This is a genomic window from Mesorhizobium sp. M5C.F.Ca.IN.020.32.2.1, assembly GCF_004023105.1.
In the GTDB taxonomy this organism is placed as follows: Bacteria; Pseudomonadota; Alphaproteobacteria; order Rhizobiales; family Rhizobiaceae; genus Mesorhizobium; species Mesorhizobium wenxiniae.
In genome coordinates this window covers 1-9,833 of record NZ_RZSX01000132.1, presented here as the reverse complement: position 1 = coordinate 9,833, position 9,833 = coordinate 1, and the positions used below count along the sequence as shown (strand labels likewise).

Here is a 9,833-nt window from a genome sequence, read left to right as displayed (position 1 = left end):
GTCTGGTGCAGCAGAAGCCCGAGGAAATGCGCCGCCGCTGCGTGATTGGCCTTTTGCGCCAGCACCTGCCGATAGAGCATCTCGGCTTCTTGCCGGCGGCCGGCCTGATGCAGTTGCAGCGCCTGCTGCACGCGCTGGTCGAGCCCTAGCGGCGGCTGTCCGCCTGAGCCGAAATTGGCGCCCGCGCCTGCCGGTCTTCTCGGATCTCTGTTGATGGGAAACCTGCCATGTTTTGTCCGCCTGCCGCGATCTAGGCCATCGGCGCGGCAGGTTCAAGGGTTCGCAGGCCAGCTTACCGGAAATCGGCCTGGGTCAGCACATACATGTTCTTGCGACCGTGCGAATAGGCTTCGCGCGCAACATCCTGGATCGACGAACGCTCCGCATCGAAGGCGCTGAGATACTCGGCTTCCGCTCCACTGGTGGCCGGACTTGCCGCCGAAAGCGCTGCAATCTCCACAAAGAACGGCACTTCGAACATGCCGTCATGGCCGACGAAACGAATGCGCTTGGCCGCCGCGTCATAGGAGCGGCTGCGGTTGGGAAAATTCAGCGTCGTGATCGAGCTCCTCAGCGCATGACCCGAACCGGAGGCTCGAAAAAGGATCATGCAAATCAAAGTAGTACAGCGCCCTCTGCGCGTCCAAAAAGACGCGCAAACGCGCTGTAGGCACTGTCAGATCAGGCGGTTGGTCTCCGCAACCTGTCTGGCCCGCCGCGCCGTGCCGTCGGTGTCGGCGATCTTTCGCCTTGCTGCCTCGTCACTTCGTATCGTCAGACGCGCCGACATGACTTTCGCAGGCCCGACGGTCGGCTTGACGAAGGGATTGAGGTTACGGTTACGCCACTCGGGGTCTTCACAGAGATTATGAAATTGTCCTTTCAAACGAAAAGCATAGATGCCGGTACAAAAGTTCCGGCGACGTCTCAGACATTTTTCAGAAAACTCTTGAATTATATCAGCATTCTACAAATAATTATAGAGAGCTAATTTTGTCAATGGATCACGATCCGGCAGGAATCTTCCTGAATAAACCGCAATTTCTGATTAAAGAATTGAGATCGTTTTTTGGGCCAAGCTTGGCAACTCGCGGCGTCAGAGGTTCTCGACCCGCCAAACTCATTCCAGATCGCCGATACCCAAATTTGCCGATACACAGGGACACACGACATTTAGTCCCGCTGCCGCAAAGCGGGCACCACTTATCGGATCCAAGCCGGAAACGAGACTTCGAGGCACAAGAATGGCTGGCCGAACTACCCATTCCATAGCGCATTTCGAGGCACCCTTCATGCTCGGCGGCCTGGAAGGAAAATTGCCGGCCGGCGACTACGACATCGACCACGATGAGGAACTTATCGATGGCATGTCGTGGCTTGCCTGGCGCCGTGTCGCCACCTTCATCCATCTGCCGGCAAGCACGGTGAAAAGCCAGACCAGCCAATCGGTCGCCATCGACCTCGCGGAACTCGAAACCGCGCTGAGGCGCGACCAGGAGAATGCTGCAGGATCCGCTTCCAGCAGAACGCGCGCCCGCGCACCGACACGCCCGCGCATCTTTTCGCGATCGGCCAGACCGTTCGCATGAAGAGCCGCATCGGCCTTGTCCAGAAGACCGCAGAGCTGTTCCAAATCAAGAGCAAGCTGCCGGTCAAGGACGGCTCGCCGCAATACCGCATCCGCAGCGACGAGGAGACCTACGAGCGGGTCACCACGGAAGACAATCTCGAAGTGGCCGACAATCCGAGCGCCTAATGCATGTCTCCCAACAGTGCGAAGCGGTTTGGAACAACGACCTGCATGGCTAGGGCCGAGTTCATCGCCCATTGCCATAAGGCGACGCTGCCGGCGTAGAGGCAGGAGGCGCCATCTACCCTCACCTGCCTGTGTCCGGTTGATAGATGGCTTCCTCCCCGTCCGGAGACGAGGAGGAAACCAGCCTCTCAGCAGGGACCGTCGTCGACGATGCGATAGTCGGCGGCGCGAGCCTCGCAGGCGTTGGGGAAGGTGCGCAATTCGCCACGGCGGCGTGCGCAGACGGGGGCATATTCGCGCGTGCAGAATGTCTGCTCTTCGCCACCGCCGCCGCCGTCGCGGCACTGGCCGTCGCGGATGATGCGATACCCGGCCCGCTCGGCAAGGCAGGCATTGGCGAAGGTCTGGCGGTCGCCACCGCGCCGGGCGCAGACCGGATCATACTGCTTGGTGCAGAATTGCGGCCCCGGCCTTGGCGGGCGGTACCCCGGTCCTTCCTCCACCACCACCGCTGTGCAGGCTGCAAGAACTGCCGACAGCAACACGATGGCAAAACCCTGCCGCGAGAAGATTGCCGCAAGAAATTTCATAACTATATCTCCCTCGAGCCCCCGCTCCGGTGCAAACGCGCGCGCTCCACTTCAAGCCGATCCTCGCCATTCCACCGCCAAATGCAACCCCTGTTTGCAAGCTCCCAGCCCGCTGGACCATGCGTGGCCAGGCGCTGGCCGATGACCGGGCGAGCACCCCGTCCTAATCGATGCGATGCGTCGGAATGCGCCCATTGGGCGGCCCGCGGACGCTACCTTGCAACGATCACCTTTCCGTGCGATAAATTTCGTGTTCGGGCATTTGCGACCCGGAGAGCGGAACGTTTTGGACGACCTTTCCCCGATACTGTGAATCTCTGACGGCCCCGTTTTTCGGCGGGGGGTTTTGACCATGCGCCAATGCATGACTGCCGAAGCAACCACCGGACTTGCCCACGGCGTCAGGCGGCGGGCAAACCACAAAGACTGACACGGGTGAAGGAGTTTCCCCAATGGCCCAGACCGGCACCGTTAAATTCTTCAACGCTACCAAAGGCTTCGGCTTCATCACGCCAGATGACGGCGCCAAGGACGTGTTCGTCCATATCTCCGCGATCGAGGCCTCGGGCCTGCGCACGCTCGTCGATGGCCAGAAGGTCACGTTCGACGTCGAGCCCGACCGCATGGGCAAGGGACCGAAGGCGGTCAATCTCCGCGCGGACTGAACCGTCGGCGCGCGCACGTCCGCTCGGACGTGCCAGGAATGTGCCCGAGGCCCTCTAAAGGCCTTGAACCGGCTTTCAGGGCCAGACCCAGTTTCGAAGGCGCGGCGGTTTTCGTCGCGCTTTTTTCGTGCCAGGGCGGCATGCCAATGCTCCCAAAACTTTCTCTTGCCGATAGCGCTAAAATAAAGGACAAATTTCCACTCGGGCATTTGCCGGCCCGAGACTGGACTTTATGGGATCAAAGGAGCTTCCCATGCCGCAGACCGGCACCGTCAAATTCTTCAATCATGCCAAAGGCTTCGGCTTCATAACGCCGGATGATGGCGCGAAGGATGTCTTCGTCCACATTTCGGCCGTGCAGGCGTCGGGTCTTCCCGGTCTTGAGGATGGGCAGAAGGTAACATTCGACACCGAGCCGGACAAGCGCGGCAAGGGTCCGAAAGCGGTCAACCTGTCGATCGGCTGAGCCGAGTTCGAGACAGCGTCGGACGGTCCCGTCGTGCAGGTCCGCTCCTTGTTGAGCGTACGATATTTGTGTCTTGCGCCATGCTTGATCGAATATCGACTGGTCCCATCCCGTCAATTTCGTTCAGCCCCCGTTCAGCCACGGTCGCCTATTAGCTTCGGTAAAGCCGGACCGCATCCCTAAATTACCGGGCCGGCACGAAGGAGACCGACATGAACCGAATTTTCAAGACCACCATCCTGTCCGCCGCGATTGTTTCGACCACGCTCGCGACCTTGCCAGCGGCCAGCGCTGGTGACTGGCGTCACCGGCACCACCATCGTGGCAATGGCGATGCGGTCGCGGCAGGCGTCCTTGGCCTCGCGGCCGGCGCCCTGATCGTTGGTGCGCTCAACAACCCGCAGCCCAGCTATTACGACCCCGGCTATGACGATTATGGTCGTTATCCACGGCCCGCCCCGGTGCGCCGCTACTACGCGGAACCGCGAGTCGTCTACAATGACGGCTATGCCGAGCCATGGACCCGTGGCTGGTATGAATATTGTTCGGATCGCTATCGCTCTTTCAACGCCCGCACCGGCACGTTCACCGGCTATGACGGCGAACAGCATTTCTGCACCGCGAACTGAGGCTTCCCTGCCCCCAAACAAAAAGCGCTGTCCGCCAGACCAGCGCTTTTGGTCGTAGGCATGCATAAAGGCAGGAGACCGATGCGCGTCGCGTGAGGCTCCTCAGCCGCAATGCATTTAAATCAGGAATGGATTGCTCCGGCGCTCCTCGCCGAAGCGGCCGCCGGGACCGTGGCCGCAGATGAAGCCGATGTCGTCGCCGAGCGGCAAAAGCTTGTCCTTGATCGAGGCGATCAGCGCGGCGTGGTCGCCGCCCGGCAGGTCGGTGCGCCCGACCGAGCCGCGAAACAACACGTCGCCGACATGGGCGAACTTAGCAGCACGATTGTAGTAGACGACATGGCCGGGCGCGTGGCCGGGGCAATGAAAGACTTCGAACGCGTGCTGGCCGAACGAGACGGTATCGCCTTCGCTGAGAAAGCGGTCGGGCACGCAATTGCGCACCGGATCGGTGATGCCGTAGTGTTTCGCCTGTTTCTCGAGATTGGCAAGCAACGGACGGTCGGCCTCATGCGGGCCGATGATCTCGACGCCGAGCGCCTCCTTCAGCTCCATGGCGCCGCCGGCATGGTCGATATGACCATGCGTGATCCAGATCGCGCCGGCGTTGATCGCATTGTCCTTGAGCACCGCCAGCACCTTCTCGATGTCGCCGCCCGGATCGACGACGACGCCTTGTCTGTCGTCCATGTCAAAGAGAATGGTGCAGTTTTGCTGGAAGGCCGTGACCGGCACGACGCCGGCGTTGAGCTGACCCATGATCGTCCCTTTCGCTGTGTCGCCCCTGATGTAGATCCACACGCGAACGTCGTCCACCGCAACCGGCTGTCGCCACAACGCAAAAAAATGGGCGGCCGAAGCCGCCCATGCAAAAGCCCGAAACCGCTAGGCTGACTTCTTCGTCGCATTCATGACCGCGCCGATGATGGTCGTCAGAATGGCGCCACCACCGGCACCGCCGAGGATGTTCTGTACATTCAGCGCGCTGCCCAATCCGCTCGTTGCCGCTGCGGCCGCAGCCGGATCGATCGTGCCACCGCCGAGCAGGCTGCCGAGGATGGCCGCACCGCCGACGCCGCCAAGGGCGCCGCCCAGGATTTTGGTAAGCTGCCCCACTGCCGCTGTCTTGAGCGCCGCGCCCACCGCCTGGCCACCGATGATACCCATAATCACCTGAACAATGATCGGAAGAAGCGTGTTCATGTCCATATTACCAGTCCCTCCATAGCTGCCAGCCTCCCGGGCCGACAGCATCATGAGACGCCGAATTGGACGAAAGTCAAATGCAGAAGTGCTTAAATAAAAGGGGCGGCCCGAAAACCGCCCCTACTTATAAAAAAAGCTGTGACTTTCGTTATTCTGCTGCGATTGCGTGCTTGGGTTGAACGGCTGCAGAATAGTCGTTCATCAGAGTCTTGGCAATTTCACCCACCTCGAATCGGTATGGACCGATCTCTGAAACGGGCGTCACCTCGGCCGCTGTTCCGGTGAGGAAGCACTGCTGGAAGCCTTCGAGCTCTTCCGGCATAATGGTGCGCTCGATCACCTCGAAGCCGCGATCCTTGGCAAGGCCAATCACCGTACGGCGGGTGATGCCGTCGAGGAAGCAATCGGGGGTGGGCGTGTGGATCTTGCCGTCCTTGACGAAGAAGATATTGGCGCCGGTCGCTTCCGCAACCTGGCCGCGCCAGTCGAGCATCATGGCGTCGGCATAGCCCTTGGCTTCGGCGGCATGCTTGGACATGGTGCAGATCATGTAGAGGCCGGCAGCCTTCGATTTCGACGGCGCGGTGCGCGGATCGGGGCGGCGCCATTCGGCCAGATCGAGACGGATGCCCTTCAGCTTCTGTGCCGGATCGAAATAGCTCGGCCACTGCCAGATGGCGATGGCGCAGTTGATCCGGCTGTTTTGCGCCGAAACGCCCATTTGTTCGCTGCCGCGCCAGGCGATCGGCCGGACATAGGCATCCTGGAAACCCTGCTTCTTCAACAGCGTGCGGCAGGCGTCGTCGATCTCGGCAACCGAATAGGGAATCTTGAAGCCGAGCAGGCGTGCCGATTCGTGCAGGCGCTCGCTGTGGTCGGTCAGCTTGAAAATCTCGCCGCCATAGGCGCGCTCGCCCTCGAACACCGCGCTGGCGTAGTGCAGGCCATGGGTCAGCACGTGGATCTTGGCGTCGGCCCATTTGACGAACTCGCCGTTCATCCAGATGAAGCCGTCCATTTGGTCAAAGGGAACGGATGCCATGGTAACCTCCCGCGGGCGGCCGCCCGCACATTATCGTTGCGCGTATCGTCAGCCGCACCGGGCGGCCGGTATCTCGAAGCGTAGGCGGATATATAAGCTCTGGCAAACACAGGAAGTTCCGGAAAAACGGCCTTCCCTTGCCTTTTCGTTCGCAATCCGCCGAAAAGCTTGTCAAAAATTAGCATTGCCGGGAAATTACGTCAATAGTACTGACATAATTTCCCTTTCGCACGGAGAAAAGATGACAGATCGCAGCCACCCAGCCGGAAAACCGATCAGGACGGCGATCACCGACGAGGACGGCATCGACTTTGCCATCATCGAACTGTTCTTCTTCGCCTATCGCGATTTTACCTCCGATCCGGACCAGATCCTGTCCGACTATGGCTTCGGCCGGGCCCATCACCGGGTTCTGCATTTCGTCAATCGCAGGCCTGGCCTGACGGTCGCCGAACTCCTCGATGTGCTGAAGATCACCAAGCAGAGCCTGGCGCGCGTGCTCAAGCAGCTGATCGACACCGACCACATCGTCCAGCTGCAGGGCCCGCGCGACCGCCGCCAGCGCGAGCTCTATCCGACAGCCAAGGGCCGCGCTCTGGCACTGGCGCTGGCACGGCCACAGTCACGCCGCATCCATGCTGCATTGGAAGATGCCGGAGCCACCGAACGCACCTTGATCGAGCGCTTCCTGGAAGCAATGGTCAATCCGGAACTAAGAGCGCAGATCGACATTGTGCCCGCAAAAACGTCAGGGAAAAGCCATGGAGACCATCGAAAGGGTTGATCAACCGGCAGCACCGGACGACGACGCGCCGCATCTGCTGGTGATTGATGACGATACCCGTATCCGCAATCTTCTCAAACAATATCTGACCGAAAACGGCTTTCGCGTCACCGTTGCCGGAAATTCCGGCGAAGCGCGGCGCAAGCTCGCCGGCCTCGATTTCGATCTGCTCGTGCTCGATATCATGATGCCGGGCGAAACCGGTGTCGATCTGGCCAAGGCGCTGCGGGCAAGCAAGAACGTGCCGATCCTGATGCTTACCGCGCTCTCCGAGACCGACAGCCGGATTACCGGGCTCGAGGCCGGAGCCGACGACTATCTGCCGAAGCCTTTCGATCCCCGCGAATTGATCCTGCGCATCAACAACATCCTGCGCCGCGGCGGTCCGGCAACGACGCCCAAAGTCGAGCAACTGGTCTTCGGCCCTTACACGTTCCAGATCGCCAGGCGGGAGCTCAAGCGTGGCGGCGAGGCTCTGAAGCTGACCGACCGCGAGCAGGAGATCCTGGCGATCTTCGCGGCGCGGGCCGGCGAAACGATACCGCGTCATGAGCTTGTCGGCGACGAGTCCGAAGTCGGCGAACGCACCATCGACGTCCAGATCAACAGGCTGCGCCGCAAGATCGAACGCGATCCATCCAATCCGGTCTGGCTGCAGACCGTGCGCGGTATTGGGTATCGGCTCAGCGTGGAATAGACTGACGCCCACAGCCCCTTGTTGAGTGGCTGAAGATGAGCAACGAGGGCGAATGGCGACCACGCAACTGGAACGGCCGGGAGATCGCGGCTTGAGCGCTCGCGCCACGCGGGTACTGAAGGCGGTGCCGCTCGCCTGGAAACGGTTCTGGCGCCTCGTTTCGCTTTACATGCCGAAGCGGCTCTATGCCCGCTCGCTGATCATCGTCATCGCACCGATGATCCTGCTGCAATCGGTCCTCGCCTTTGTCTTCATGGAACGCCACTGGCAGACCGTGACACAGCGCCTGTCGCAGGCCACGGTCCGCGACATTGCCGCAATCGTCGACCTGGTGGAAACCTATCCGAACGACGCCGACTACGCCAACATCATCCGCATCGCGCAGGATCGCATGCAGCTGAAGATCGACTTGCTTCCGCCCGATCCGCTGCCGGCGCCCGGTCCAAAGCCGTTCTTCTCGATCCTCGACGAAATTCTCTCGTCCGAGATCACCCATCAGATCAACCGTCCATTCTGGATCGATACGGTCGGCAATTCCAATATCATCGAGGTCCGCGTCCAGCTCGAGGGCAAGGTGCTGCGCGCCTTCGTGCGCCGCAGCCAGGCCTATGCCTCGAACACGCACATTTTCCTGATCTGGATGGTCGGCACCTCGCTGGTGCTACTGATGATCGCCATCCCTTTCCTGCGCAATCAGATCCGGCCGATCCTGACGCTGGCCGAGGCCGCCGAAAGTTTCGGCAAGGGCCGGCCGATGCCGCCCGATTTCCGTCCGCGCGGCGCCGAGGAGGTTCGCCGCGCCGGCTTTGCCTTCATCCAGATGCGCGAGCGTATCGAACGCCAGCTCGAACAGCGCACCGCCATGCTGACCGGCGTCAGTCATGATTTGAGAACCATCCTCACCCGCTTCAAGCTGCAACTTGCGCTGACCGGGACCAAGGCCGACACCGAGGCGCTCGGCCAGGATATCGATGACATGCAGTCGATGCTGGAAGGCTATCTCGCCTTTGCCCGCGGCGAGGCGACGGAAGACGCCGGCCGTTTCAATCTTGAAGCCTATTTCGACAAGCTCGGCGAGGAGGCCAGGCTGCGCAAACGCAAACTGTCGACTACGCTCGCCGGCGACCCAAATTTGCATGTGCGGCCCCACGCCTTTGCCCGGCTGTTGTCCAATGTCGTCGGCAACGCCTTCCGTTACGCCAAGACGGTGGAGATCAACGCCAACCACGGCCGCGGCTCGCTGCTCGTCACCATCGACGACGACGGTCCGGGCATTCCGCCCGAAAAGCGCGAGGACGTGTTCAAGCCTTTCGTGCGGCTTGACGAGGCCCGCAATCTCGATGCCAGCGGTACCGGCCTTGGCCTTGCCATCGCTCGCGACATTGCCCGTAGCCATGGCGGCGACATCATGCTGGACAAGAGCCCGCTCGGCGGCTTGCGCGCCGTCATCAAGGTTCCGGCCTGATTAGAGCGACGTGCGTCCAATTGGACGCACAAAGTACGCTCTGACGCTTTTGAACCTACGCATCGTGCTTTCCTGTGGTTGTAGACGGCCATCGGCTATGCCTTCATCGGGGCGTCATGAAACCATGCTGAAGAGCGCGCATGAAGCGCGTGATCCTGATTGATTCGGCCTTGCGGCCTCGCATCAAGGAAACCGACGACCTTTCAAGCAAAGGGCAGCTATGCGCATCCTGATGGTCACCGACGCCTGGCGCCCGCAAGTCAACGGCGTCGTCCACACGCTGGAACGGCTTTCGGAAACCCTCAAATCCTTCGACGTTGAGACGGACTTCCTGACCCCGAACATATTTCGCACCTTGCCCCTGCCGACCTACCCGGATATCCGGCTGGCGCTGACGAGGCCAGGCCACGTCGCGCGCCTGATCGAAGCGCGCACTCCCGATCATATCCATATCGTCACCGAGGGCCCGCTCGGCATCATGGCGCGGCGCTATTGCCGCAAGGCCGGCCGGCCGTTCACGACAAGCTATCACA

General features: G+C 60.9%; 13 protein-coding genes and 1 pseudogene. 9 read left to right on the top strand and 5 right to left on the bottom strand.

The window, feature by feature from the left end:
* Positions 1-292: 292 nt before the first annotated feature.
* The gene (locus EOA86_RS09385; protein ID WP_128341329.1) at positions 293-610 is read right to left on the bottom strand and encodes a DUF1488 domain-containing protein; all 318 of its coding nucleotides are present in this window, start codon (positions 608-610) and stop codon (positions 293-295) included.
* A 634-nt stretch (positions 611-1,244) separates the two neighbouring features.
* Here EOA86_RS09385 and EOA86_RS09375 point away from each other — a divergent pair.
* Together EOA86_RS09375 and EOA86_RS09370 are read left to right on the top strand one after the other, a co-directional pair.
* Positions 1,245-1,508 (top strand): annotated as a pseudogene (locus EOA86_RS09375) (hypothetical protein); the annotation flags it as partial.
* A 77-nt stretch (positions 1,509-1,585) separates the two neighbouring features.
* Positions 1,586-1,756 carry a hypothetical protein gene (locus EOA86_RS09370; RefSeq protein WP_245497200.1) on the top strand — a complete coding sequence of 57 codons (171 nt, stop codon included), beginning with the start codon at positions 1,586-1,588 and terminating at the stop codon, positions 1,754-1,756.
* A gap of 188 nt (positions 1,757-1,944) precedes the next feature.
* Here the strand turns inward: EOA86_RS09370 and EOA86_RS09365 are convergent, their stop codons facing one another.
* A complete protein-coding gene (locus EOA86_RS09365) occupies positions 1,945-2,346 on the bottom strand; it encodes a Kazal-type serine protease inhibitor (RefSeq protein WP_029349995.1) in 402 nt (133 codons plus the stop codon).
* A 452-nt stretch (positions 2,347-2,798) separates the two neighbouring features.
* On the opposite strand from EOA86_RS09365, the gene EOA86_RS09360 reads away from it, so the two are divergent.
* From EOA86_RS09360 to EOA86_RS09350, 3 genes are all read left to right on the top strand, one after another.
* Complete coding sequence (locus tag EOA86_RS09360) at positions 2,799-3,011, top strand: cold-shock protein (protein ID WP_023799871.1); 213 nt, start codon at positions 2,799-2,801, stop codon at positions 3,009-3,011.
* Positions 3,012-3,264: 253 nt separating this feature from the next.
* Entirely contained in the window at positions 3,265-3,477 is a 213-nt protein-coding gene (locus tag EOA86_RS09355; protein WP_006202521.1) for a cold-shock protein, read from the top strand.
* A 212-nt stretch (positions 3,478-3,689) separates the two neighbouring features.
* Positions 3,690-4,106, top strand: coding sequence for a BA14K family protein (locus EOA86_RS09350; RefSeq protein ID WP_128341328.1), 417 nt, complete (start codon positions 3,690-3,692; stop codon positions 4,104-4,106).
* A 117-nt stretch (positions 4,107-4,223) separates the two neighbouring features.
* On the opposite strand, the gene EOA86_RS09345 is transcribed toward EOA86_RS09350, so the two are convergent.
* The 3 genes from EOA86_RS09345 to EOA86_RS09335 form a co-directional block, all read right to left on the bottom strand.
* Positions 4,224-4,865 carry an MBL fold metallo-hydrolase gene (locus EOA86_RS09345; protein WP_127211760.1) on the bottom strand — a complete coding sequence of 214 codons (642 nt, stop codon included), beginning with the start codon at positions 4,863-4,865 and terminating at the stop codon, positions 4,224-4,226.
* 126 nt (positions 4,866-4,991) lie between these two features.
* Positions 4,992-5,315, bottom strand: coding sequence for a hypothetical protein (locus EOA86_RS09340; RefSeq protein WP_127211759.1), 324 nt, complete (start codon positions 5,313-5,315; stop codon positions 4,992-4,994).
* A 145-nt stretch (positions 5,316-5,460) separates the two neighbouring features.
* Positions 5,461-6,354 (bottom strand): branched-chain amino acid aminotransferase, encoded by an 894-nt coding sequence (locus EOA86_RS09335; RefSeq protein ID WP_029349987.1) that lies wholly within the window; start codon positions 6,352-6,354, stop codon positions 5,461-5,463.
* 241 nt (positions 6,355-6,595) lie between these two features.
* On the opposite strand from EOA86_RS09335, the gene EOA86_RS09330 reads away from it, so the two are divergent.
* From EOA86_RS09330 to EOA86_RS09315, 4 genes are all read left to right on the top strand, one after another.
* Entirely contained in the window at positions 6,596-7,138 is a 543-nt protein-coding gene (locus EOA86_RS09330; RefSeq protein ID WP_164759859.1) for a MarR family transcriptional regulator, read from the top strand.
* The gene (locus EOA86_RS09325; RefSeq protein WP_036267167.1) at positions 7,116-7,835 is read left to right on the top strand and encodes a response regulator transcription factor; all 720 of its coding nucleotides are present in this window, start codon (positions 7,116-7,118) and stop codon (positions 7,833-7,835) included. The genes EOA86_RS09330 and EOA86_RS09325 overlap by 23 nt, the downstream gene beginning before the upstream one ends.
* Positions 7,836-7,887: 52 nt before the next feature.
* Entirely contained in the window at positions 7,888-9,300 is a 1,413-nt protein-coding gene (locus EOA86_RS09320; RefSeq protein ID WP_128341326.1) for an ATP-binding protein, read from the top strand.
* A gap of 220 nt (positions 9,301-9,520) precedes the next feature.
* Positions 9,521-9,833, top strand: a 313-nt coding sequence (locus EOA86_RS09315) for a glycosyltransferase family 1 protein (protein ID WP_164891648.1), incomplete at its 3' end; no start/stop codon positions are given.

Bases quoted from the DNA above. Each gene is read 5' to 3' on its own strand.
- EOA86_RS09385 (WP_128341329.1), bottom strand. From the start codon at position 610: ATGATCCTTTTTCGAGCCTCCGGTTCGGGTCATGCGCTGAGGAGCTCG.
- EOA86_RS09325 (WP_036267167.1), top strand. From the start codon at position 7,116: ATGGAGACCATCGAAAGGGTTGATCAACCGGCAGCACCGGACGACGAC.
- EOA86_RS09335 (WP_029349987.1), bottom strand. From the start codon at position 6,354: ATGGCATCCGTTCCCTTTGACCAAATGGACGGCTTCATCTGGATGAAC.
- EOA86_RS09365 (WP_029349995.1), bottom strand. From the start codon at position 2,346: ATGAAATTTCTTGCGGCAATCTTCTCGCGGCAGGGTTTTGCCATCGTG.
- EOA86_RS09330 (WP_164759859.1), top strand. From the start codon at position 6,596: ATGACAGATCGCAGCCACCCAGCCGGAAAACCGATCAGGACGGCGATC.
- EOA86_RS09320 (WP_128341326.1), top strand. From the start codon at position 7,888: ATGGCGACCACGCAACTGGAACGGCCGGGAGATCGCGGCTTGAGCGCT.
- EOA86_RS09340 (WP_127211759.1), bottom strand. From the start codon at position 5,315: ATGGACATGAACACGCTTCTTCCGATCATTGTTCAGGTGATTATGGGT.
- EOA86_RS09370 (WP_245497200.1), top strand. From the start codon at position 1,586: ATGAAGAGCCGCATCGGCCTTGTCCAGAAGACCGCAGAGCTGTTCCAA.
- EOA86_RS09360 (WP_023799871.1), top strand. From the start codon at position 2,799: ATGGCCCAGACCGGCACCGTTAAATTCTTCAACGCTACCAAAGGCTTC.
- EOA86_RS09355 (WP_006202521.1), top strand. From the start codon at position 3,265: ATGCCGCAGACCGGCACCGTCAAATTCTTCAATCATGCCAAAGGCTTC.
- EOA86_RS09345 (WP_127211760.1), bottom strand. From the start codon at position 4,865: ATGGGTCAGCTCAACGCCGGCGTCGTGCCGGTCACGGCCTTCCAGCAA.
- EOA86_RS09350 (WP_128341328.1), top strand. From the start codon at position 3,690: ATGAACCGAATTTTCAAGACCACCATCCTGTCCGCCGCGATTGTTTCG.